Origin of the sequence: Novosphingobium sp. FSW06-99 (assembly GCF_001519065.1) — a bacterium.
GTDB lineage: Bacteria > Pseudomonadota > Alphaproteobacteria > Sphingomonadales > Sphingomonadaceae > Novosphingobium.
This window is the reverse complement of sequence record NZ_KQ954252.1, coordinates 466,339-491,818: the sequence shown is the minus strand read 5'-3', so window position 1 is coordinate 491,818 and position 25,480 is coordinate 466,339. Positions and strand designations below refer to the sequence as shown.

Below are 25,480 nucleotides of genomic sequence, written 5' to 3'. Positions count from 1 at the left end.
GGTTCTGTACGTCAGGGATGGCGGCGCGATCGCGGCAGGCGGCGATAGACAAGGTCTTCGTAGCGTTCCCACACCCCGCTGCCCGCCTTGGCACCGAACTGTTCGATCCGCACGCCATCGGCAACGGGGCGCCAGACCAGCCGCACGTCGCGCCCGCGCGACGGCAGCGCGCTGTTGAGCTCGATCGCGCCATCGTCGCGGCGATTGCCCCGCAACACGATCGCACCCCACTGATTATCGGCCCAGATCTGCAACCATTGCTGCCCGTCGAACCGGCTGATGCTGATGCCCGCAAGCGGAAACGGCGTGCCCGGCCTGCGATAGGTCATGCCGGTAAACCGCATGCGCTGGCGGATCACGCAATGGCCATAGAGCGCATCGACATGATCGACCGCGATCGGCAGCCCGGTCTTGCCATCGATCACCTGCCAGTCGCCGATCCAGAAATCGAACTGGTGGTTGGCCGCCCCGGCACAAGGCGAGCGGGGATCGACGCCGGGGGTGGCCGACGACGACAGGGTGGATGGCAAGGCGGGCGCATCCTCCGCGCGCGCCGGGGCGGACGCGCCGATCAGCGCAAGCACGGCGGCGGAGACTGTCAGACGGATCATGGCGAAACTCCCTGGGGTGCCCTTTGTCATGCAGATTGCGCCGTGGTGCCGACGGCGCGGCGCAACAGCGGTCGGGCAAGCAGCAGGATCGCAAGGCACAGACCGGTCAACAGCGCGATCATCAGCCAATAGGCCGTTGGCGACAACAGGCCCCACAGCCCGCCGATCCAGCCGCTGGCAATGTTGCCGACAAACACCGTCAGATACCAGATGGCCATCGTGATCGCGCCCTTTCCGGCGGGCGCCAGGCGCGAATAGAGCCCCATCGCCGCCGGGCTGAAGAACAGGTCACCCAGTTCCCACAGCATGAAATAGACCAGCAGCGGCGCGATCGACGGGCCGTGCGTGCCCGAAACCAGCGCCAGCACCGGCAACAGCAATTGTGCGATCACCACGATCCCCGCCCCGATCAGCAGCTTGGTCACCGGACCGGGTTCGCGCCCGCGCCGCGCCTGCATCGACCACCAGCGGTTCAGCAGCGGCGTGCCGAGCAGCACGACGGCCGGCGGGATCGCCTGGACCCAGCCCATCATGATGTCATCGGGTGCGCTCACCAGCCAGCGCATCAGGCTGTTGGCCTGTTGTTCATAGCTGAGCCACAAAAACGTCGCCGCGACCGAAATGATCGCCAGCACGGTCCAGTGCCCGGTGGCCGCGCGCGCGCCCACCCCCTCTGGTCCGGCCACCGGCGCCGCCACCGACCGGGCCACTGCCTCGCGCGGCAACCAGCGCGCCGCGCCGATATAGATGCCAAGCCCGATGACCATCCCGATCGACGTGGCATCGAACGCGGTGGCCCAGCCATAGTGCTGCGCCAGCCAGGCGCACAGCAGCGGCGCAATCGTCGCGCCGATATTGATCCCGACATAGAACAGCGAAAAGCCGCGCTCGCGCCGTCCGTCGGCGGGATCGTAGAGATCGGCGACTTGCGCGCCGATATTGCCCTTCAACCCGCCCGTGCCCAGGATCACCAGCAACAGCGCCAGCAGGAACGCGGCGTGCGTGGTCAGGATCAGGTGCCCGGCGGCGACCAGCAGGCCGCCTGCGATGATCACCGCCTTTTTGCCGAACCAGCGATCGGCCAGCCAGCCGCCGATCAGCGGCGTGAAATAGACGAACCCGCTGTACAGTCCGTAGATGTGCGAGGCCAGCGCCTGCCAGTCGGCGGGCGTCGCGCGGTGCGCATCAAACCCCAGCAGCGCCGCCATCGCGCCAAAGCCGATCATGTCCTGCGGTCGTTGCACCAGGACCACGCTGGTCAGATAGATGATCAGCAGCGCGCGCATGCCGTAGAACGAAAACCGTTCCCACAATTCGACCACGAACAGCACCGACAACCCGCGCGGGTGGCCGAACACGTCGCCAGGTGCGGCAGGATGGATCGAAATTGCGCCCTCGTTCACGCCCATCCGCCTGTTCTGGTGTCGCGCCCGGTGCCGCTCAACGGTCGATCACCACATCGCCCAGCGGCTTGGCGCAACACGGCAGGATCTGCCCTGCGTCGATCTCGCGCTGACGGATGCCGCCATTGTGTTGCATATCGACTTTGCCGCTGACCAGCTTTGACTTGCACGTCCCGCACAAGCCGTTGGCGCATGACGAAGGCAGCACCACGCCTTGCGCGCGCGCCGCCGACAGGATCGTCTGGCCAACGCCGACGGTGATCGTCTTGCCCTGTCGGCTGAACGTTACGCTGAAAGTGGTGGTTGCCGGTGGCGCATCGACCGGCGCCTCGTCCACCGCGTCGAAGCTTTCCTCGATATAGCGGTCGGCGGGCACGCCCCGGTCGCGGCAGATCGCGCGCGCGGCGGCCATGAACGGCGCGGGGCCGCAACACATCACCAGCCGCTCGGCCAGATCAGGCACCGCACAGTCCATCAACGCCTGCGAAATGCGCCCGGTCACCCCGGCAAACCCGTCATCCGCCGTTTCGGGCAGCAGGATCAGCCGGAAGCCGGGCATCGTCTTTGCCAAGAGGCGCAATTCATCGGCAAAGGCAAAGTCCGCCGGGGTGCGCGCGGCATGCAGGAACACCGTGTCGGGGGCGCAGACACCGTCGGCAAACGCGCGCGCCATCGCCATGACCGGCGTGATGCCCGATCCGCCCGACAGCAACAGCAGTTTGCCGGGCAGCACCGGTGGCAGGGTGAACCGCCCCAGCGGCCCCAGCGCGCGCACGACATCGCCAGGCTTCAGCCCCGCATGCAGCCAGTTCGACACGCGCCCGCCCGCGACTCGCTTGACCGTGACCGAAATCGTGCGTGGCCGCAGCGGCGAGGATGACACCGAATAGCAGCGCTGTTCGACCACGCCATCGATGCCCACGTCAAACGTGAAGTACTGCCCCGGCAGGACATCGAAATACTGCCCGTCGCGTCCACCAAAGGTAAACGTGCGCATGTCGTGCGTTTCGTCGCGCACGGCCAGGCACACCAGTTCGGCATCGCTTTCGCGATCCCAATAGCGTCCCGCGCCGTCGCAATGGAGCATCGCGGGCGCGCTCAATAGCCGTGCACCTGCAACTGGCGAACGTACCAGGCAGCAAAACTGTCCAGTTCGGCTTCGGCAAACGTCGAATAAGGCCCCGGTTCATAGGCCGGATCGCTGATTCCGGCATGCGAGTGTTCGACCAGCGCGGCATCCTGCCTGGTGGTCGCGGTCCACACGCTGGTCAGCCGATCGAGATCGTAATCGACGCCCTCGACCGCGTCCTTGTGCACCAGCCACTTGGTGCGCACCAGTGTCTCGTCGGGCCCGAGCGGGATCACGGTCGCGACCACCGCATGATCGCCCATGAAATGGTTCCAGGTGTTGTGCCCCCACAAATGCACGTCGCCCAACAGTTTGTCGTCGATCGTGCCGAGCAGCCGGGCGCAGGCCGCGCGCGTATCGGGCGACTGGCTTTCGCCGACACCGTCCATCAACAGGCGCTGGGTGCGAAAATTGGTATCCCCATCGACGCGCGGCAAGACCGCCGCCGATGGATAGCCCGCCGCTTCCCAATCGGCGGTGGCGCGTGCGAACCGGGCGTGGTGCGCGGCGGCGCGTTCGCGGTCGTCCGGGCTCAACGTCGCCGGATCATAGCCGAAATCGAGATCGATGAACGACACGCACAGTTCGGGGTGGTTGCCGAGGCAGTGATAGCATTCGCGGTTGTTCTCGATCGTCAGCTTCCAGTTGCCGCGTTCGACGATGTCGCAACTGTGCGCGACTTTGGCATTGCGGATGTCATAAGGCGCCAGCCGGGGCTCCATCGTTTCGATCAGCCGCGACACGTCCGCCGGGGGATCGTCCGACAGGCAGACATAGATCAGCCCGCCAACCGAAACGAAGTTCACCGGTTTGAGCGAGCGGCAGCTACGGTCGAAATCCTGCCCCATATGCGGGGCGTGCATCAGTTCGCCCGTCAACTCGTATGTCCACTGGTGATAGGGGCAGACCAGCCGCGACACGATGCTCGATCCCGGACCGAGCAGCCGCGAGCCCCGGTGACGGCACACATTGTGATAGACGCGCACGATATTGTCATCGTCGCGCAGCAGGATCACGCTGCTTTTGCCCAATTCAACCACATGCGCATCGCCCGGCTCGGGCACTTCGCATTCGAGCCCGACCGCGATCCAGTGACGGTAAAAAAACACGTCCATGTCCGCGGCGAACACATCGTCGCGGGTATAGAGCCCGGCCGGCAACGAATGGCCAGGCAGGCGCTCGGCCAACAGCGCCGAAATCGCGGGGGGTGCCTGATGCGGGGAAGATGCCGGGGCCATGGTGCCTCCATCGATGCGGGGAACCGTGAATGTCCGTCAGGACGCACCACGCTTCAACGGCAGAAAGATTCGCATTTCACTTGAGTAAAAGTAATGCGAATGGCAGGCAAACCCCTGCAATGGCCCATTTCCGCAAAAGCATTCCGTCGATGAGCGCGCTGCTGGCGCTGGAGGCAGCCGCGCGCCATCGCTCGATCACGCTGGCCGCGGTCGAGCTTGGCGTGACACAGGCCGCCGTCAGCCGACAGATCAGTGCGCTGGAAACCGAACTGGGCCAATTGCTGTTCCACCGCCGTCACCGCGCCATCGAGCCGACCGAGACATGCCTTGCGCTCACCGCCGCGCTCGGCGTCAGCTTCACCGGCATTCGCACCAGCGTCGAACAGGCGCGGGCGCGGGTGCGCGACACGGTCGTGACGATCGGCACCACGCTGGCCTTTTCGACGCTGTGGCTGATGCCCCGGTTACGCGCGTTTCGCGATGCCGTGCCGATGGCGCAACTGCGCATGGTCGCGCGCGACGACCGCATCGGGCTCGAAGCCCGCGAAGTCGATGTGGTGGTGCGGTTCGGCATTCCGCCGTTTGCCGATGGTCGCGTCATCGCGCAGCGCAGCGACGTGCTGTTTCCGGTTTGCGCCCCCGCCTTTGCCGCACGGATCGCAGCGGAATACGCAGGCGATGCCGACCGGTACATTGCCGCACCGCGCGACCTGATCGAAAACGATGTTTCCGACCGGCAATGGTATTCGTGGGCCGACTGGTTCGCGCATGCGGGCCTGCGCGGTTCGATGCCCGCGCCCGCAATGCGCTTCAACCATTACACCGATGCGATCGAGGCTGCGCGCGCCGGTCAGGGGGTCGCGCTCGGCTGGCAGGCCCTGTGCGACCGGTTCCTGGCCGATGGCAGCCTGGTGCGGCTGGGCACGCGCGAGGTCCTGCCACACGGCACCTACAACGTGCTGCTACCCGCACACCGCCGGCCCGATCCGATGGGCGAACTGGTGGCGCGGTGGCTGGCAGACCAGCTCGCCGCGCCGACCGGCTGATCACAGATCCTTGACCAGTCGCAGCGCGTCATAGATCGCCGCATGCGTGTTGCGCGACGAAACGGCATCGCCGATACGGTACAGCTCGAACTGCCCGGCGGGATTGCGCCCCGCCTCACGCGCGCGGCCTTGCGGCTGGCCCGCAACCAGCGCCGCATAGTCGACCGCACCGAGGTTGCTCGACAACGGCTTGAGCTCGAAATAGAGTTCGTCGAGCGGCACCGTGCCATGATTGACCACGATCTGATCGAACATGCGATGCTGTTCGATCCTGCCGTAATCGCTGCCGATCGTCGCTTTCAGCCGATTGCCGACGCGCTCGACCGCGGTCAGCGTGTACGTCACGGTAAACGTGGTGTCGCGCGGTTGCAGCGCGCGCATATAGGGCACCAGATTCATCGCCATGACTTCGGGGGCAAAGCTGCGATCGGGCGTCATGATCTCGACTTTCGCGCCCGCTGCGGCGGCCAGTTCGGCGGCCTGGAGCCCGGCATGATCGCCGGCATCGTCATAGACCAGCACTTCGGCGCCGGGCCGGGCATCGCCCGACAGGATATCCCACGCGGTAACCACCAGATCGCCCCCGCGTTCGAGCGGGACGGTGTCGGCGATACCGCCGGTGGCGACGATCACCACGTCGGGCGCTTCGGCCAGGACAGTCTGCGCATCGGCCCAGGTGTTGAAGGCAAAGCGCACGCCCTGGCTGACGCAACGGTCCAGCCGCCAGTCGATGATCTGGATCATCTCCTTGCGGCGCGGGCTCTGCGCGGTCAGGCGGACTTGCCCGCCGGCCTGGCTCGCCGCTTCGAACACCACGACGTCGTGCCCGCGCGCCGACGCGACGCGCGCGGCCTCAAGCCCGGCGGGACCGGCGCCGATCACCACCACTTTGCGCGCCACGTCGGCGCGCGCAACGTCGTGCGGCATGGTCAATTCGCGCCCGGTCGCGGGGTTGTGGATGCAATAGGCCGCGCCGCCCTGATATATCCGGTCGAGGCAATAATTGGCGCCAACGCAGGGCCGGATCTCGTGTTCGCGCCCGGCCACGATCTTGCGCACGATATGGGGGTCGGCCATGTGCGCGCGGGTCATCCCGATCATATCGACCGCACCGCTTTCGACCGCATAGCGGGCCGAGGCGACATCCTGGATCTTGGCGGCATGGAACACCGGCAGTCCGGTCGCTTCGCGCACGCGCCGCGCGACATCGAGATGCGGCGCGCTGCGCATGCCCTGGATCGGGATCATGTCGGTCAGTCCGGCGTCATGGGCGATGTTGCCGCGCACGACATTGAGAAAATCGACCAGCCCGGAATCCGCCAGTCGCCGCGACATCGCCATGCCGTCGGTTTCGTCATAACCGCCAGCGACCGTTTCATCGACCGAATAGCGCACGCCGAGCAACATGTCGGGCCCGACCGCTTCGCGCACGGCGGCCAGCATGGCGAACCCGAAGCGCATGCGATTGTCGAGATCGCCGCCCCATGGCGCGGGAAGATCGTTGGTCAGCGGCGACCAGAACTGATCGAGCAAATGGCCATAGGCTTCGAACTCGATGCCGTCGAGCCCGGCAGCCTTGACCCGCTGCGCGGCCGCGACATAGTCCGCAATGATGCGGTCCATGTCCCAGTCCTCGATCCGTTTGGGGAAAGCGCGGTGCGCCGGTTCGCGCGCCAGCGAGGGCGATACGACGGGCAGCCAGTCGGCTTTGTCCCAGCGCGTACGACGGCCCAGATGCGACAACTGGATCATGATCGCCGCGCCTTCGTCGTGCACGGCATCGGCCATCTGGCGCAGCCAGGGCACGATTTCGTCTTTCCACATCAGAAGATTGCTGAACACCGGCGGACTGTCGAGCGATGTCGAGGCAGACCCTGCGGTCATCGTCAGGGCAATCCCGGCGCGCGCACGTTCCACATGATAGGCGCGATAGAGTTCGGTCGGGATACCGTCCTGCGAATAGGCAGGTTCGTGCGCGGTGGTAATTATGCGGTTGCGCAATGTCAGATGTTTGATCGTATAGGGCTGCAGCAGGGGGTCACGCGACATGGTGGGGCCTTCATGAGTTTTGCCAGAAACACCACATCTGTTCAGTAGCGTCAAGGGAATGGTCATGTCTGTACACGCGGAAAACGAGGCGACGCAAAAGCGCGCCGTCAAAGCGCGCCGCGCCAACGGCAAGGCAGAACCTGATGCCAACGGGCGCGGTTCGCGCGATTTGTGGCTCGACGCGGCCTGTGACCTGTTCCTGCAACAAGGCGTGGCGGCGGTGATGATCCAGCCGCTGTCAAAACGGCTGAAGCTGTCGCGCACCAGTTTCTACTGGTTCTTTACCGATCGCGAGGAACTGCTCGACGCGCTGCTCGAACGCTGGCGCGACCGCAACACCGGGGCGATCTTGCGCCAGGCCGAGGCTTATGCCGAAAGCGTGGTCGAAGCGACGCTGAACTTGTTCGACTGCTGGCTCAATTCAGGCCTTTTCGACACCAAGTTCGAATTCGCGGTGCGCAGTTGGGCGCTGCAGAGCGAGGCAGTCGCCGCCGAGATCAAGGTCGCCGACCAGCTAAGGATCGAGGCCATCGCCGCGATGTACAAACGCTTTGGCTACCCGCCGATCGAGGCCGACGTGCGCGCCCGCACGGTCTATCTTACGCAGATCGGCTATATCAGCATGCAGACCGTCGAAGCCCCCGAGGTCCGCATGCCGCGCATTGCAAATTACGTTGAGATCTTCACCGGCAAGACCCCGGAACAGCGGGAAATCGACCGCTTCTTCGGTCGCCACCGGTTCCATCCGCAAGGTACAGACATCCCCGCCTGACTTTGTTGGATTTCAACGGCGCTGCACCGTCTTCGTCCCGGGCCATTCGCCGCACATTGCGCGCGTTTCATGTAGCAGCTTCAGCGGGGTATCGCCGTGTTGCGCATGCCGCTATGGGTGATGCGTCACTGTTGATAAGGCCCCGGCTTGACGGCCCCTGCCACAGGTGGTGGAAACGCCGCCGTGACCGACAGCTCTCCCCGCCCCGAATCGAGCGCCGCCGCCAAGGCGGAGGCTGCGGCGACCCGCCGGCGCTGGATTACGTTCGGCGAAGTGCTGACAGTGATCGCAGTGCTTATTTCCGCGCTGACGTTTTGGAGCAACTGGAGCCAGCGCAACGCCGATCAGGCCCAGAAGGCTGCCGAGGCGAACAAGGCCGCCGCGCATTCCGGGACGTTGGTGCTCGCCGCCACGAGTGCCAGCAGACGTGAACTGATCCTCAAACCGGCCTCAAGCGAGCAGTCGGTGCAGGATCAGCACATCGCATTTCCCAGCGCGCTCGGAGTGCCCCCGGCGGACACCACGGGCGAGCCGCGGATCGACGCTGCCTGGTTCGAACACGCTCTGATCAGGGCACGCGGGGCCGCCCACTTGCCGGACAACAGCCACGGCGATGCCCAACTTCCTGTCGCGATCACCACGCGCTTTGTGTTGGATGGCGACGAGCACACGGATGTCGCGCTCTACGACATCGGCTATAGTATGTCGGCGGGCTGGTTCGGCAGCCACAGCGTCATTCTGCACGGTGTCTCGCTTGTCTCACGCGTAAAGGGTGACAATGCTCAAGCCCTGCTGGATGCCCGTTGGTCCAGAGCGCTTCCGCGCAAGCACGATCCCGAGACGACAGGCAACGCAGACTGACGGCCCGTTTCTTGCCCACGTTATAGTGCAGCCAATCGCCAGCGTTCTACCTGGCACGATCGCGGCGATTGGCCTGGATGCGCCGAGATCACATGTCGTGTGCCTGTCGGCAGGGCCCCTGCCAAGTTTAGCACCCGAGGTGCTTTCGGGCGTCGCTCACCAACCACCGAACCGACGATCGGAGTGAAAACCGCGAGAACCGCACCCGGCTGCAATTCGACGTCGTCCGCGCGGTGCGCCCGTCGGTCTCGCCCGGCTCAGCCGTGGCCGTCGCACGAACGCCAACGTATCTCCGCTGTGGGCGCGCGTTACCGCACAGATCGAGGCAAAGCGCCATGCCAGGCAGCACCGCCGCTGGATCGAACACCGCCCGGCTTGGCCCTCAGCCATCGCTCAACTGTGCTTGATCACCAGAGCCTCCTCGTCGCTTTCCTGTCCCAGACGCCTTCGAGGATTGTCTGTGACCCTGGCCGGGGACAAATGTTATCGGATCGGTTTTCGACCATCATGCTTGCCACGTGCAGGGAGAGAAATCTCGGCACGCATGCGGACAGCTTCATTTCATTGATGGCATCTTCCCCAATCATTCCGGCAAACTCATCCCGTGCGACCAGCCCATCAGGTAACTCCTTTTGTGCCCCATGCGACGGGACCCTCGGGGCAAAGACCTTGTCATCGATCACAACAGCGCCGTCGCTGCCGCCGCCGCGCGTGGATCTGAGATGCCACGCCATTTCGGCGAATGTGCTCTACCGCCGGTCACGCAAATCTGCTGTTCCGTGCGGCTGGCTGATCGAGTATTTACTTCGGCGACGACCACACCGCGCCGCCCTTTGCGATATCGCCATTGGTCCGCGCCTAGCCGTTGGGGGAACGCTGGATGGGTGCTTTGGCCTTGCTGGTTGCCACCAAGAAGGGCGCCTGGATCTATCATGGCGACGATGCGCGTCGCCAATGGCAGGTCGATGGCCCGCATTTCCTCGGCCACGTCATTCACCACCTTGTGCTCGATCCCCGCGATCGCGTGACTTTACTGGCCGCGGCAAAGACCGGCCACCTTGGGCCGACGATCTTCCGCTCAACCGACCTCGGCAAGACCTGGAGCGAGGCGAAGCGTCCGCCCGCCTTTGCCAAGGCGCCGGTGGGCACAATCGGGCGCAGCGTCGATCATACATTTTGGCTCACCCCGGGCCACCCCAGTGAGCCCGGCGTCTGGTACGCTGGCACCTCGCCGCACGGGCTGTTCCGTAGCGAGGATGGCGGAGTTAACTGGGAAGAAGTCAGCGGGCTTAACGACAATCCGCAGTATCGCGATTGGATGGGCGGGCCGCAGGACGGTACGCCTGACGGCCCAAAGCTGCATTCGGTGCTGGTTGATCCGCGCGACGCCGGTCACCTTTACATTGGCATGTCGAGCGGTGGTGTGCATGAATCGCGCGATGCGGGGAAAAGCTGGGCACCGCTGGTCGAGGGTCTCGAAATCGTGGCTGGCATGGATCCCGGCCAGATCCAGTTCCACGACCCACACTGCCTGGCGATCTGCCCCGCGAACCCCGATCGGCTCTATCAGCAGAACCATTGCGGCATCTACCGTATCGATCGCCCGTCGGACCAGTGGCACCGCGTCGGCCGTGCCATGCCCGCGGCGGTTGGCGACATCGGCTTTCCGATCGTGGTCCACCCGACCGATGCCGACACCGCCTGGGTGTTTCCGATGGACGGGACCGATGTCTGGCCGCGCACGAGTCCGGGAGGCATGCCTGCGGTCTATCGGACCCGTAACGGAGGGGAAAGCTGGCAACGGCAGGATGCCGGTTTACCCAAAAGCCATGCCTGGTGGACAGTGCTGCGTCAGGCCATGACCGGCGACACTTGCGACCAACCCGGGCTGTACCTCGGCACCACCAGCGGCAGCATCTGGTCGAGCGTCGACGAGGGTGCGAACTGGTCGATGCTGGCCGAGCACCTGCCGTCGATCTATGCCCTGGAAATCGGGGTGCTGGCGTGAACGTGCTCATTCCTGATGTGCTCAAATCCTATACCGGCACTGCCCAAGTGGTGGCGGAAGCGGGCACCGTTGGCGAACTTTTCGAATGGCTGGACGAACATTACCCCGGCATTCGCTTTCGCGTGATCGATGAGCAGGACCGATTTCGGCGCCATATGCGCTGTTTCGTCAATGGCATACAGACGTTCGACCTGGGTGCGATCTTGTCACCACACGATGACGTCGTCATTCTTCAGGCGCTCAGCGGGGGATAACTGCCAAGGGCGGCCGCATCCATCGATGGGCGTTTACGCTCTTTACCGATATCACAATCCTTCACGCGCAAGCTCAACGCAACGCAATGGCGTTTCGGGACACACCCGCCGGTTCGCCTCGTCCCAGACGACACGGTCACGCTTACCGCGAGGACATAGCGGGCATCGATGCTTTCCGCGACCCGGGCCTTGGCCGCACCGCCTTGGCTCGATTTCATTCCGGCGACCGTCCTCATGATCATCGTCACGCTGGGCATCATTGCTGCCACGCTCTGGCCATCGGGCGATCGGCACCAATATGCTGTCGTGGCGCCCCCGTCCTATAAACTGAGCCGGACGATCGCGCTGGTCAGGGCGGCCGGCGGTGGCGCAGACCTCACGCGCGTCGGGCTGCATGCCGGGATCGTCGCCCTTCAGACCGCGGTTCTGGTCTGGCTGAGCAAGACGCTGGTCGAAAGCGTCGCGCTTAACAACGAAGCGCTCCGGGAAAGGACACAAGAGGCGGAGGAGGCAAATCGGGCAAAGAGCCTGTTCCTAGCCAATATGAGTCATGAAATCCGCACACCGATGAACGCGATCCTGGGCGTTCAGGGCGTCAATCCCTTGTCCAACGTGTAACGTTGCAACAGTCCGTGCGCCAAAACAGCAAAATCAATTGATCGGCGGATTCTCAAGGTGTCGGTCAGCCGCAATTTCTTGTTCAATCCAGCCATCGACCACACCTGCCAGCCTTCCGAGAAAGCCGGCGTAATAATGGCTGACATCGGGCATATCGTTGGGCGAGGCAAAACCGGTCAGTTCAAAAATGTCGATCCCGGCATGCGCTATAACGGCGCGCCGCCAGATCGCGTTGAACAAAGCAGTGCGCGCACGCGTGTGACCCAAATGCGGCCGATAATGCGTGTCGGGCGCGTCTTCGGGCGGCAGGATGACCATCATGCGGCGCTGTTCGGCGCTGATCCTTTGGCATAGCAATTGGACGCAATGGGCGAAAAGGCGGCCATCGGCGATGAATTCGACCATATCAGGCCAGCGGGGATCGGAATAATCCACTCCGGCGCCATAGACCAGAAAGGGCGCAAATTGTGGTGTGGTCAGGCCTTCTCTTTCCAGACATTCCGGAATGAGGTGGCGCAAGGCAAACAGGCGCGGCGCGTTGTCAAAATCCATCTTCGCGCGATGGCGGCTGAAATGGGCGATACCCCCCGATTGGCAGTCAAACATAACCCGTATGCTGTGCTCGCCAGCGGCCTCGGGCCGGAGCATGGCGATCAGCCTTTCGCGCGTGGCGGGGTGATGAAAGGAGACATCGGCAACCCAGTCGGCCCCTGCCAGTTCGACTTTGCCGTGCAGGCTCGAGAAATCGCAGGCAGGCTGTTTCTCCAGGATTTTTGCCACGGCATAGCGCTCCAACCCCATATGCATCACACGGCAGGAAAAGGTGAAGTGGATCAACCGTCGGTTTTGGCGATCGACCATCGCAAAGCCGACCAGACCATGATCGCCATATTTGTCCCAGGCGAAGATTGACCAACTGTCGTAACGCACCACATCGATGATCGCGGCGGCCAGTTCGGTCTCGTCAACGCGCGATGCGGTGTAGTTCAACTGGTTGGACCGGTTGATGAGCTCTGCAATGCGCGGTGCAAAGTCCAGGTTATCCATCAAAAACGGCGCGCAGGCCTGGATTGCACATCCGCGCAAAAACGCCTCGTCAGAACCGCCAATTGCGGCTCGGTCCCGGGCCCTGGCTTCCAGTTGGCGATATTTGGCCAGCCGGCTGCTTGCGCCCACGGGTTGTAAGGCAAGGATCCTGGCCAGCACGCGATCGGCATCGGGGGCGGTGGCGTCGAGAATTTGAATCTCGGGCAAAGCGGCGCGCGCGCCTTCGAGATTGTGGATATTGTCGTCGATGAACAGCACGTTGGCCGCGCGCAATTGCATGTCGGCGATGATCTGGCGGATCGCTTCGGGTTTTGGGGTGAAGGCGATATGCGGGAACACGAAGGCATCCCACAGACCGAGCTGGCGCAATTGCGCCTCGGCGCTTGCATGGTCGTTTTTTGAACAGATGCTGTTGACCACCCCGCGATCGTTCAAGTCGCGGATCAACCGCGCACGATCGGCAAACAGCGACACATCATCACCATCGGCCAGGGTTCCGCGCCATAGCGTGTCATCGAGATCCCAGATGACCAGTTTGACCAGCGCCGGCACGATCATTTGACCAGGTAGCGGAAAAAGCGGCGGTTGGCCGACACTGTCTCGCGGATGGTATCGGGAACCTGGCGCAGTGGCATGCGGCAGATCGCAGGTGTACGGTGCGATGGGCTGATCGAGGCCAGCAGGGTAAGCATGGCGCGGCGCCTGACCGGGGCTACCCCGCGATGCAGGCAGAACGTGTTGACGAAATAGACATCGCCGACGTCCGCCAACACCACACCGGCACCTCTTTCCAATTGCAGGGGGAGCAATTCGGCCTCTGAAAAACGGCGGACATCGTAAAATTCGCGCAATGTCGATGTGCCGGGAATCAAGGCGGTCGGGCCGTCTTCCATCGCCGCGATATTTTCAAGCGGCACGAAAATACGCACGAAATTGAGCGGTTCGGAACTATCGCGGTGCCAGTTCTGGTTTTGATAATTGCCAACCCCCGGGTTGCTGATCCAGCTCCAGGCCCAGCTTATTGCAGCCGCCGGGCCCAGCACTTCGCGGCAGAAGCCGATGATGCCGGGATTGGCGCAAATGGCCAGGAATTGCGGCGAGGAAAGCAGCTTTTGCGGGTCCATGTACAGCATCGGGCAATGGGCCTGATCGGGTGATCCGGTCCAGCTCCATCCGGAAACATAGGGATCATTGTAGGTTTGACCGGCGAACAATTCCGCGCGCATGGCGCCCACCAAATCGGGCGACACGATGGCCCGCTCGATGTGAAAGTCCCGGGTCCGAAATTTCTCGGCGCGTTCGGTGGTGGCCGATGGCCCGGCCAGCGGCTGCAGGATCCGCCGCTCGATCGCCCCGGCCCGCGCAATCCATGCAGGATCATTGGAGCGTTTGCGCACGCGGTTGATATAAGTGTGCGCGTAGTTCAGGCGCGCGAGATAGCCCAGGCGGTCGATGATGCCGCCCTGCCTGCGACCGGCCGCCAATTGTTCGCCAAACGTTGGAACGCCCGCCTCGGGCTGAAAATCCAGACCCACAAGTCTCTGTGCCATGCCCTCGTGCCCTCCATGTCACGGCCGTCCGCCCGATGCAGAAAGGGTGAAGGATTATGCCGAAGATTTGACTAGGGCGATCATCCGGGCTTTTACGCGGGCGCCGTAGGCACGAAGACCAGGCCGATGAGTACCGCCCGCTGCGATCGGGCGCGGGGAATGATCTAGCGTCTGTTTCAAAAGTCGCCTTGCGGCGACTTTGCGCCACCCATCACCCCGCACCCCCGGCGCGGGCCGCCCATTTAAGGTACCCTGCGGGTGGTTGGGCCGGGGGTGCGGGGTGGTGGGTGGCACCTTCGAAACAGACTCTTAAAGGAAAATATAAAATCTATCAAAAGCCGCCGGAAACCGCCGTTAATCAATAAATCTCGTCCATTCTGCGACCACATTGCACGAAAATCGCAATTTTTTTCATTGCCTTGATCCTAACGCCCGTCCAACACCCCCAATTGGATCGATCATTTCGGCAGGGGCTGATTGTCCGGCGCATATCTTGCCGGATTCTGGCGGCGATCACTGGACTGTTGGGGGCAGAATTTTCATGGTGACTTCGGGCGGTCGACGGCCTTTGCGCGGAATTGTTGCGGCACTTGGGACGACAACGGCGCTGGGGGTATGCTGTCTTGCACCCGATATCGCACTGGCGCAGTGCGATATCAATCCCACGCAGGCCTATGCCACGACCACCTGCACCGGCACCGATCCGAACACGCTGGTGGCCAACACCACCGGTTCGTCGGTGTCGATCCAGGCCGGTGCCTCGGTTGCCGCGATCCTTGCCACCGCCGTTCCGGTCATCGGATCGTCGTATCAGCCAGGCAATGCGATCAGCATCACCGACAATGGCCAGATCATCGGCGGCCTGACGATCGATTCGGGCCCGGTGCCCGCAAACACGTATTACGTTCCGACCGAAAGCGTCACGCTGACGGTCGGCGCCAATGCCTCGATCGGTGGCTCCACCGCGATCAATCTGATCGCCGAAACCAACGGCACCCAGACCGGCGCGGCCACGCTCAGCCTGATCAATCAGGGTTCGATCCAGTCGAACAGCGGCCCCGCGATCACCGGCAACGGCAATGCCAATGCCGTGGTGACAAGCCTGACCAATGCCACCGGGGCCTCGATCGGCGCCATCCAGGCGGTGATCGAAAATCTGTCGAACAGCGGTGCGATCGCCGGCGGATCGGGCAGCGCGATCGACACCACGGTCACCAACAGCAACTATTTCGGCCAGCTGACGTGGCAGAACAGCGGCAGCATCACCGCCAGCGGCGCGGCACCGACGATCAATGCCGTCTCCGGCCTCGGTGCAATCAATCTGACCAACAGCGGCTCGATCACCAACACCGGCACCGGCAGCGCCATCGGCGGCAGCGGAAACCTGACAGTCACCAATTCCGGCACGATCAGCGGCAGCACATTTGCCATCCAGACGAGCGGCGCGCTGACGCTCAACAGCACCGGCACGATCAACGGGTCGGTCGAGGCGGACAACGTGAACGGCTATGGCGGCAGCACGATCAACCTGGGCGGCGGCGGCACCATCAATGGGTCGCTGATCCTCGGCGCCTGGTCGAACGGTTACACCGCTATCGCCAACGTGCTGGTCGTCGATTATGCCAGCGGCGCCAATCCGCTGGCCGCTATCTCCGGAACCGTCAGTATCGGCGGCACCAACAACGCACTGATCCTCAACCTGCCCGCCAGCACGACCCTGAGCGCACCGGTCAGCGTGCCCGACGAATTCTCCACGCTGGTGCTGCAATTGGCCTCCAGTTCGACGGTCACGCTGGGTTCGGGGTTCACCACGCCGCTCGGTCTGACGCTCAGCATCGCTTCGCCCTATTACGGCAGCGCGGCCACCCTGGTGAACACCACCACCCTGGCCACGACCGGCGCCGCGCTGATCGAACTCAATCCGTACAGCCAGGTCGCCATCGTCAATTCGGGCACGATCACCGCCAATCTGGCCGCAGCACCATCGGGCACTTATGCCGTGACGGCGCAAGTGGGCTATGGCGTCATGGCGCTGTCCAACAGCGGCACGATCACCGGGACCGGCGGCAATGGCGCCTATACCTACGGATCGGCCACCAACACCGGCACGATCACCGCCGACGGCATCGCGCTGGCGGTCTTTGACGGCACGCTGACCAACAGCGGCACAATCACCGGCGGCAACACCGGGCTTTATCTGCTCGGCGGCTCGGGCACCAACACCGGCACGATCACCGGCGGCCAGATCGGCGCCAGCCTGTCCAGCACGACCCTGACCAACAGCGGAACCATCACCGGCACGGCCGGCCCGGGCGCAGCGATCAGTGCCTACAGCACACTGATCAACCAGCAGGGCGGCGTGATCAACGGCGGGATAGCGGGCCTGCTCGACAACTCGGTCACCAATGCCGGCACGATCAATGGCAATGTCAACCTGAGCACGATCCAGGCAGGTCCCACCAACAACACCTTTGTCGCGGCGGCGGGGGGCGTGCTCAACGGCAACCTCAATCTGGGCAATGGCGGCGACACGCTGGTGGTTACGCTGGGCCGTGCCGGGTCCGGGCTCTATCCCGGCATCACCGGGACAGTGACCGGCACGGGAACCGAGACGCTGCTGTCGCTGGTCACCGCCGATGCCACCGCTACGCTCGCCCAGCCGAATGCCGTGTTCAGCGTGTTCGGCTATGATCTGGCCAACAAGGCAACGCTGACGCTGACCTCGGCCACACCGGTCACCGGGTCTTATGCCTTTGCGGGCACGGGCACCGTCAACCTGACTGCCGACATCAGCGGGACCGGCGCGTCCAGCCTGCTCAATCTGACACGGGCGTCGATACAGACCGATGCTGCGGGCAACACCGTACCCACCGCGCTCGCGTTCACCAGCAACGGCACGCTGAGCGTGACGGCCAGCGGGACGGGCGCGGCGCCTGTCAGCGCGGTGCTCGTCGGCGCGGCGGACACCTTTACCAACGCCGGTACGATCAATTACGCCGATGCGGTCCAGCAGCCGCAATATGCCTATTACTTTGCCACGGGGGCCGCGATCACCAATGCGGGCGCCGTTACCAACACCGGTACGATCGCTGTCGGCGGCGGCGTGGCGGTGGCGGCAGCACCATTCACCGATTCGCCCATTTCGGTGGTCAACAGCGGCTCCATCGTGCAGATCGCCGGTGCAACCGATGCGATCGGCCTGTACCAGATCGGTAATGTCACCAACACCGGTACGATTGCCACGGGCGGCACGGCGGTCGACTTCGACTCCGGTTTTGTCAACACGCTGACCAACAGCGGCACGATCACCAGCACCGACAGCGTTGCCGTCGGTTCGGACGGGTTGAACTATTTCGTCGCCGCCGCACAAGTCACCAATGCAGCCGGGGGCACCATCAGCGGCGGCACCGGCCAGGCGGCGATCGCGCTCGGCAGTGGCAGTTCGGTCGTCAACGCGGGCACGATCAACGGCGACGTGCAACTGGGCGCGACAGGCAGTCCCTACGGCATCGGATCGACCTATGTTGCCAATGGCGGCACACTGAACGGCAATCTGACGTTCGGCGGCAACAACAACACGATGGTGGTGATCGGCGACTCGACCGGCGTGACCGGCACGATCAGCACCGGCGGCGGAACAGGCAACCTCTATGCGCAAGGGTTCACCGCGTCGGCCACCATCGATCCGACCACCGCGACAATTCCTGCCGGTTTTCAGACATATGGCTTTGGCGCGATCGGCACCGGCACGACGCTGACGATTTCTGGCCCGGCGGGCGGGCTGAACGCGCCGCTCAATCTGTTCGGCAACGGCACGGTGATCAACACCGCCACGATCAACAGCAACTATGGCCAGAACATCGTCACGCTTGACGCCGCGCTGACCGCGCTGCTGAACGAATCCGGCGGGCTGACATTCGTCAATGCGGGCAATCTGGGCGACGGGGTCCAGGGCACGGCCCTGTCGTTCACCAACAACGGCACGATCGGAACCGCCGGGTTCGAGGCGCAGACCACACTGACTGCGGCCAGTGCCCCCACGTTCACGTTCGACAACACCGGGCAGATCTGGGGCTCGGTGATGATCAGCCAGGCCTCACCCCCGCCTGCGGTGCAGATCCCCAACCAGGTGACGATCGACAATTCGGGCACGATTGCCTACGTCCTCGATGTCGATCTGGCCGCAGCCAATCTGACGCTGACCAACAGCGGTTCGGTCAACGCGGTCTATGTCGATCTCAACGCCACCCCGGGGGTGACCGGTGGCGGCCTCGTCTCGGCAACCAACACCGCCAGCGGCGCCATCGCCTATGGCATCTCGATCTACGCCGGGGCCAACCAGATTGCCTTCACCAACGCCGGCACAGTCACCCAGGGCGTCAATCTGTCGCAGGAAACCGGCAATCCGACCGATCAGGCCAGTGCCACGTTCACCAACGCCGGTACGATTGCCGGGTATGTCAACATGAGCCTGGCGTCGAGCGCGGTGACCGTGGCCAACAGCGGCACGATCACATCGGCCCAGATCTATGGTGCCGATTACGGCGGCCTGACGGTTGATAACACCACGGCCGGCAACGGCAGCGTGGCCCTGACCAACACCGGCACGATCGCCAACGCGACGCCTTCACAAAGCGCGGCGACGATCATCGTCAACGCCGGCAGCACCAGCGCCCCGGCCGCAGCCGCCGTCAGCGTGACCAACTCCGGCAGCATCACCGCCAGCGGCGGTGGGCAGTACGAGCCGTTCTTCATCGATCAGTTCGTCGCATCGGCCCTCGCGGTCAGCGCCACGGCCCCGGGTGGAACGGCCACGGTTGCGATCACCAACCAGGCCGGCGGCACGATCACCGCCAATGGCGCAAACACCGCCGGTTATGGGGAATATGGCCCGGGCGAGGTGCCGCCCGCGCTGATCAATTCCGGATCGGTTGCGCTGATCGCCAGCGCGTCCACCGTGACCGTGTCCAACGCGGGCACGATCACCGGCGGGGGCGACACCCCGCTGACCGGCAACGGCGTCTATGTGCAGATCAACGGCCTGTCCCTGCCATCGACAATGACGACGCTGGCCGGGGCGATCGACCTGATCGCCACCAGCGCCAGCCTGACCAACACCGGCACGATCAACGGCAACACCCTTGTCTATGCCCCGGCCGCGACGCTGGCCAACTATGGCACGATCAACGGCAACGTCACGCTCGGCACAGGGGCGGGCACCGGCACCGCCAGCGTGGTCGAAGGCATCAATGCCACGATCAACGGCACGGTCACCGGCGCCGCCGCGACCGACACGCTGACCATCGACATCACCGGCGGCGGCCTGCTCGGCCAGGCCACGCTGGCGCCCTTCGTCGGGTTCGCCGCGCCGCACCTGACGGGCGACGGCACGGTGTCGTTCAGCGGCGCAATGTCAACGCTGCTGCTCGACAATGCCGCGCTGACGCTGGCGGCAGGCCAGGTGCTGCAAGGCACCGGCCCGATCGTGCTCGTTGGCGGGATCGGCACCAACAGCTTTACCAACTATGGCACGGTCAACGGCGCGATCGTCGACATTGCCACGACCAACGGCGCGGGCGGGGTGATCAATATCGCCACCACCGCGACCTCCGATGCCCCGTTCATCAACGAGGCCGGCGCCGCGCTCAATCTGACCGCCGGGACGTTCACCATCGACGCGCTGCTGACCAACGGCGGCACGATCACGGTGGCCAGCGGTGCCACGTTCGACGCCATCGGCGGCATTGCCAATACGCAGGGCAGCCTGATCCAGGTCGCTGCGGGCGCGGTCGTCAACGACACGCTGGTCAACGCGGGCAGCGTGGTCAACAACGGCGCCTACAATGCCGATATCGTCAACCAGGCGGGCGGCACGTTCACCACCACCGGCACGGTCACCGCCCCGGATGCGATCGCCAACGCCGGGACGTTCACGGTGAACGGATCGACTGTCAGCACCCCGCTGTTCACCAACCAGACCGGCGGCGTGCTGGCCGGTACGGTCACCTTCAACACCCCCGGCGGCACAGACCTGGTCAACCAGGGCACGATTTCCGGCACCGTCGCGTTTGGCGCCGGGTCGAATACGCTGGTGATCGAAACCGGCAGCCAGATCACCGGCGCAGTCACCGGCGGATCGGGCAGCAATCTGCTGGCGATCGTGTCGAGCGCCACCGATACCGCGCCCGACCAATATACCCTCGCCAACATCACCGGCTTTCAGCAGAGCGAATTGCTGTCGGGTTCGGTCGCCCTGTCGGGCAGCTATACCACCGGCAGCTTTGCCGTGCTGGGCGGGCATCTGATCGGCAATGCCGGGTCGATCATCAATGCCGGCACGATCACCGTCGCCAGCGGCGCGGCGTTCGGGTCTGCCGGAACGGTCAACGCCAATGTCACCGTCAACGGCACCCTCGCGCCGATCGGCACGATGACCGTCAACGGCAATGTCGCGCTCGGCGCGGGATCGACCACGGTGCTGTCGGGCACGGCCATCCAGTCGCCGCAATTGACCGTGGAAGGCAAAGTGGTGATCGCCAGCGGGGCAAGCCTGACGCTGACCAGCGCCCTGCCCGTCCGGCAGGGCGCGCTGGTGCAACTGATCACCGCCAGCGACGGCATTTCGGGCACGTTTGCGACCACCGGGCTGGCCTCGGCGTATGACCTGATCAACACCGGCGACGTGCTCGAGGCCTATCGCCCGTTCGTGGCCGGCGCCGGGTTCGGCGGCAATGCCACGGCGGCTGTGACGATGATCAACAGCCTGGTCGTGGCGCAGCAGGCAAATGCCGCCTTGCTGACCGATCTGGCCGTGCTCGACAATGCCCAGGGCACGGCCGATGCCGGAAAATTCGCGCGGCTGACGCCCGAACCTTATGCCACGGCAACGCAGATCGGGCTCGACAACGCCCTGCAGATCAGCGAGGCGCTGCGCGATTTCGATCACGCTGCAGCGTTCGGCCCCGGCAGCGGCGCGCGCCATCTGTTCACGTTTGCCCAGGGGCTGGGCAACTGGACCCATGCCAGCGGCAGCGCGGCCAGCGGCGCGGCAACCGCAACCAATTCCGCAGGCGGCATCCTCGGCGGGTTGGGCTGGCGCAATGCCGATGCGATGGTCGGCGTGTTTGCAGGTGGCCTGCACGATCAGCAGTCGATCGGCGCGCTGGGCGCGTCGACCACCGCGCGATCGACGCTGTTCGGTGCCAATGCCGCGGTGCGGCGCGGTGCCTTCGATGTCGCCGCCACGCTGACCTTTGACAATGGCACGGCCGACACCACGCGCGTGCTGCCCGATGGCACCACGACATGGAGCGGGTATGGGTTGCGCGCCCGGGTCGCCGATGTCGCGCTCGGTTATACCATCGGCTTTGGCCCCGGCTGGACGATGCGCCCGCAGATCGGGCTGACCGACATCACCATCCACCGCGATGCCGCCACCGAACTTGGCAGCACCGCATTCGGCCTGACGATCGCGGGCGAACGCCGCAAGCTTGATTTTGCCGATGCCTCGTGGCGGATCGCCGCCCCCGCCACCGGGCACTTTACGCCCTGGGCCAGCGTGGGTCTGCGCACCCGGTTGAACAGCGACACGACACAGGCCGCCGCCTTGCTGCCCGGTGCCGACACCGCGTTCGACGCGTCCGGCGTGGTGCGCGCGGGCACCGATGTCACCTACAAGGCGGGTTTTGCCTATGCCCTGTCGGCGGCCGTGACATTCTATGCCACTTACGATGGCGAACACGGCAGCGGGGGCAGTGTCAATGCGCTGAACGGGGGTGTGCGCCTGGCCTTCTGACCAGGACGCGCGACCTTCGCGCAATCGGCGACCCGGCCCCATGCGATCAACGGCGATAACGCCTGCGCTCAACACTCGGCTTGAACAACACCAGGAACGGCAGGCTGACATAACTGACCACCGCCGTTGCGATCGTCGGGTCAGCCAAACGCCCGCCGACCCAAGCGATCGCCCCCAACCACACCGACACCCCAACGCCAACCGCAAGCAGTGTCGCAGGCGCGCCACGACGGGACCGGCGCTCGGCTGACGCCATCGGTCGCGGAGCAACCATCGTCGGCGCAGAGAACCGGGCAACGACTTCGCTCGCCGATCGACGGGTGGTGGTACGAACCGCGCTGGAGCTGAAACCAGACCGTTGGCGCCTCTGGACACGACCACGGGCGATGGTCGTCTCTGTTTTCGTGATTGTCCGGCAATCGGGTTTGATGACGATCAGTGCGCTGTTCATGACACGATTGGCCTCGAGCGTTTTTCCATGATGGGCAGGTTTTGGGTCCGACCGACCCGACGTAGCGCACGGACCACTGGCCGCGCCCTTGAGCATGCGTCTTTTAGGTTGGTCGACCGCCCGGATCCAATACCGACGCACTTGGGTGTGCGACCTTTTCAGTATCGGCCTGCCACTACGCGCGGATCAGCCCATCAATATTGCCAGTTGAGGCTCAGGCCGAACGTACGCGGCCGAAAGGTCGTTGCCTCGTAAAGCGGGGTCTGCGCATCCTCGTGGTTGCGATAGAGCATCGGGTGGGCGTTGAGCAGATTGTTGACGAACAGCGCGACATCCAGCGGCCCGAAGGTCATGCCGGCGCGCACCGAGGCCTGAAAGGTCGACGGGTTGGGATAGAGGCTGGGGTCGTAGAATTCGGTCTGGGGGTCCTCCACCACCGACGGCCGGGTGCGGTGCGAGGCAAATTCGCCGTCTGCGCGCACAAACCCCTTCCTCTCGCCGATCTGGAAATCGTACTGCGTGGCGAACGTGGCGGTCCACGGCGCAACATCGATGGCATCGCCCTTGGCGGCAACGATGAAGCCCGTGCCGGGAACCGTTGCGTCACCGTCGAAGGTTGCGGAGGTATAGCCGGTGGTGGCCTCGATGCTCAGATGGCTGTCCACCAGGATGCGCGCCTGCAGGTCAAAGCCCTTGCTGGTTGCGGTGCCGGAATTGGTGGTAAAGTTCAGCCCACAGGTCGGCACGTAATTCGATGTCTGGATATTGTTCCATTTGACGTAGAATGCGCTGGAAGCGACCGACAAATGCCCGCCGAACAGCTTGTTCTTGGCTCCGATTTCATAGCTGTTGACCGAATCCGAATTGTAGGCGGTGGGAAATGTGCCCCCGCACAGCAGTTCGGGCAGCGGCGGGGTGGCCCCGCCGACCCGATAGCCTTTGGCATACGTGGCATAGAACAGATTTCCGGGATCGGCCTGATAGGAAATGTTGACCTTGGGGGTCAGCGGATGTTCGTTCTTGCTGCTGCCCGCAGTGACCGGAACGCCGCCATTGTCATAGATATAAGTTGGTCCATCCGAATAGGCCGTATAATCGAAATGGGTGATCGCGACGCGCAGCCCGGCATCGATCTTCAGCTTTTGGGTAATCTGGTAGCTGACGTTGCCGAAAATCGCCCCTTGTTCATCATGCGCGGTAATCTTGCTGGTGTAATCCAGATTGCCGGGCAGCAAGTCCTCTCCCCAGGCCTGCTGCATGGTTTCACCCCACAGATACTGGGTGAGCGCCGGCAGTTGCGGATCGACATCGTAATCGTTGTTGAACTGCGTGTTGCGGCCATAGAACGCGCCGATCAACCAGCCGAACCGGGCCGTCTTGTCGACCGATTCGAGCCTGATTTCCTGGGTGAAATTCTTCTGCGTGTTGGTGGTCAGGCCCAGCGCATCATAGCGGCCGAACGACCCCAGGTTCGGCCCGGTGGTCGACAGCAGCGGCCCGGTTACGCAACTGGAACAAGGATTGGTCTGGGGGTCCTCTCCCGCCTCGGTAAAGTGTTCATAATACGACAGGTTGTAGAGCGTGCCGGAAAACAGGCTAAGGTCTTCCTTGCGATTGTAATACGACGTGTTCGAAACAAAGTGGACATGATCGCCGCTGTGATCGATTTTCAGCGATGCGATATAAAACCGGTCGTGATCGTATTGCGGGTCCGGTGACTGGGTAACGAATTGATCCGTCGCCGGGTTGGACGAGGCGACATAATACATGTCCCAATCGTTCTTGCGCCGGTTTTCGAAATTGAATGCCGGGGTGATCGTCCAGTCTCCGCCCGGCGAATATGTCAGCGCGCCGCGCAGGACATACGTTCCCGACTGGTTGATGTTGGTCTTCAGGGTCGCCCCGGTCTGATAATCGGCCTGATCGATCCAGCCGCCATCCTGACGGTACCAGGCGCTGATGCGGAACCCCAGCGTGTCCTTGATGATCGGGCCGCCCACTGCCGCGCCCAGTTCATAGCTTGGCGCGCCGCCCTGCGTCGCAGCCAGTTCGGCATGCGCGGTGGCGGTGAAGGTGGTGAGGCTGGGCTGGTTGGTGATATAGCGGATCGCCCCGCCCTCTGCGCCCGTACCGAACAAGGTGCCCTGCGGGCCGCGCAAAACCTCGACCCGCGCAAGATCGAACACATTGGGCAGGGAATTGGTGGCTTCGACATCGATGTTGCGGATCTGGACCGGGGTATCGTCGATATAAATCCCGGTCGTGCCCGAACCTGCGGTCGAACTGATCCCCCGGATGGAAATGTTGTTGTTGGTGGGGTCTATGGCAATGCCGGGGGTGAATTTCGCCAGATCCTGCGCGTTCTTGATACCCACGATATCAAGCTTTTTTGTATCGAACGCGCTGATGCTGATCGGCACCCTGGATAGGATTTCGGACTTGCGCGTGGCAGTCACGACAATGTCATCGGCATTGACCGGGGCAACGCTGGCCGTCGCCGTGTTGTCCGGGCGTGTCTGCGCAAACCCGTGCGGCGCCCCTGCCAGCATCAAGGCCACCGCCAGAGCGGACACGGCAAACCGAATATTGCGCTTGGACATTGTCATGGCCTTTCCGTTCTGGTTGCACGGCACCCGGCAAGGGCGCCG

General features: G+C 63.9%; 16 protein-coding genes. 7 read left to right on the top strand and 9 right to left on the bottom strand.

Going from position 1 to position 25,480, the window contains the following annotated elements:
- Positions 1 to 11: 11 nt before the first annotated feature.
- The 4 genes from AQZ49_RS04750 to AQZ49_RS04735 are packed head-to-tail and all read right to left on the bottom strand — an operon-like array spanning position 12 to position 4,381.
- A complete protein-coding gene (locus AQZ49_RS04750; protein WP_067613398.1) occupies positions 12 to 611 on the bottom strand; it encodes a hypothetical protein in 600 nt (199 codons plus the stop codon).
- A gap of 26 nt (positions 612 to 637) precedes the next feature.
- On the bottom strand, positions 638 to 2,014 hold the full coding sequence (locus AQZ49_RS04745; RefSeq protein ID WP_231738797.1) for a peptide MFS transporter: 1,377 nt from the start codon (positions 2,012 to 2,014) through the stop codon (positions 638 to 640).
- Between the two features lie 37 nt (positions 2,015 to 2,051).
- Complete coding sequence (locus tag AQZ49_RS04740; protein ID WP_231738794.1) at positions 2,052 to 3,116, bottom strand: FAD-binding oxidoreductase; 1,065 nt, start codon at positions 3,114 to 3,116, stop codon at positions 2,052 to 2,054.
- The gene (locus tag AQZ49_RS04735; RefSeq protein WP_067613395.1) at positions 3,113 to 4,381 is read right to left on the bottom strand and encodes an aromatic ring-hydroxylating oxygenase subunit alpha; all 1,269 of its coding nucleotides are present in this window, start codon (positions 4,379 to 4,381) and stop codon (positions 3,113 to 3,115) included. Before AQZ49_RS04735 ends, AQZ49_RS04740 begins: the two co-directional genes overlap by 4 nt.
- A gap of 149 nt (positions 4,382 to 4,530) precedes the next feature.
- Between AQZ49_RS04735 and AQZ49_RS04730 the strand changes: the two genes are divergently transcribed.
- Positions 4,531 to 5,427 (top strand): LysR substrate-binding domain-containing protein, encoded by an 897-nt coding sequence (locus AQZ49_RS04730; RefSeq protein ID WP_231738791.1) that lies wholly within the window; start codon positions 4,531 to 4,533, stop codon positions 5,425 to 5,427.
- Here the strand turns inward: AQZ49_RS04730 and AQZ49_RS04725 are convergent, their stop codons facing one another.
- The gene (locus AQZ49_RS04725) at positions 5,428 to 7,476 is read right to left on the bottom strand and encodes an oxidoreductase (protein ID WP_067613391.1); all 2,049 of its coding nucleotides are present in this window, start codon (positions 7,474 to 7,476) and stop codon (positions 5,428 to 5,430) included.
- 64 nt (positions 7,477 to 7,540) lie between these two features.
- Between AQZ49_RS04725 and AQZ49_RS04720 the strand changes: the two genes are divergently transcribed.
- From AQZ49_RS04720 to AQZ49_RS22710, 5 genes are all read left to right on the top strand, one after another.
- Positions 7,541 to 8,248: a TetR/AcrR family transcriptional regulator gene (locus tag AQZ49_RS04720; protein ID WP_231738788.1), complete on the top strand. Its 708-nt coding sequence runs from the start codon at positions 7,541 to 7,543 to the stop codon at positions 8,246 to 8,248.
- Between the two features lie 183 nt (positions 8,249 to 8,431).
- The gene (locus tag AQZ49_RS04715) at positions 8,432 to 9,109 is read left to right on the top strand and encodes a hypothetical protein (protein WP_067613390.1); all 678 of its coding nucleotides are present in this window, start codon (positions 8,432 to 8,434) and stop codon (positions 9,107 to 9,109) included.
- Positions 9,110 to 9,989: 880 nt separating this feature from the next.
- On the top strand, positions 9,990 to 11,117 hold the full coding sequence (locus AQZ49_RS04705) for a beta propeller repeat protein (RefSeq protein ID WP_067613386.1): 1,128 nt from the start codon (positions 9,990 to 9,992) through the stop codon (positions 11,115 to 11,117).
- A complete protein-coding gene (locus AQZ49_RS04700; RefSeq protein WP_067613385.1) occupies positions 11,114 to 11,371 on the top strand; it encodes a MoaD/ThiS family protein in 258 nt (85 codons plus the stop codon). The genes AQZ49_RS04705 and AQZ49_RS04700 overlap by 4 nt, the downstream gene beginning before the upstream one ends.
- Positions 11,372 to 11,539: 168 nt before the next feature.
- Positions 11,540 to 11,989: a sensor histidine kinase gene (locus tag AQZ49_RS22710; RefSeq protein ID WP_231738852.1), complete on the top strand. Its 450-nt coding sequence runs from the start codon at positions 11,540 to 11,542 to the stop codon at positions 11,987 to 11,989.
- Positions 11,990 to 12,022: 33 nt separating this feature from the next.
- On the opposite strand, the gene AQZ49_RS04690 is transcribed toward AQZ49_RS22710, so the two are convergent.
- Complete coding sequence (locus AQZ49_RS04690; RefSeq protein ID WP_067613383.1) at positions 12,023 to 13,594, bottom strand: HAD-IIIC family phosphatase; 1,572 nt, start codon at positions 13,592 to 13,594, stop codon at positions 12,023 to 12,025.
- Positions 13,591 to 14,586 carry a phytanoyl-CoA dioxygenase family protein gene (locus AQZ49_RS04685; protein ID WP_067613382.1) on the bottom strand — a complete coding sequence of 332 codons (996 nt, stop codon included), beginning with the start codon at positions 14,584 to 14,586 and terminating at the stop codon, positions 13,591 to 13,593. The genes AQZ49_RS04690 and AQZ49_RS04685 overlap by 4 nt, the downstream gene beginning before the upstream one ends.
- A 541-nt stretch (positions 14,587 to 15,127) precedes the next feature.
- Between AQZ49_RS04685 and AQZ49_RS04680 the strand changes: the two genes are divergently transcribed.
- Complete coding sequence (locus AQZ49_RS04680; protein WP_156428131.1) at positions 15,128 to 22,381, top strand: autotransporter outer membrane beta-barrel domain-containing protein; 7,254 nt, start codon at positions 15,128 to 15,130, stop codon at positions 22,379 to 22,381.
- A gap of 46 nt (positions 22,382 to 22,427) precedes the next feature.
- Here AQZ49_RS04680 and AQZ49_RS22120 read toward each other — a convergent pair whose 3' ends face one another.
- Entirely contained in the window at positions 22,428 to 22,832 is a 405-nt protein-coding gene (locus tag AQZ49_RS22120) for a hypothetical protein (protein WP_156428130.1), read from the bottom strand.
- 194 nt (positions 22,833 to 23,026) lie between these two features.
- Positions 23,027 to 25,438 (bottom strand): TonB-dependent receptor, encoded by a 2,412-nt coding sequence (locus tag AQZ49_RS04675; RefSeq protein WP_067613378.1) that lies wholly within the window; start codon positions 25,436 to 25,438, stop codon positions 23,027 to 23,029.
- Positions 25,439 to 25,480: the final 42 nt, after the last annotated feature.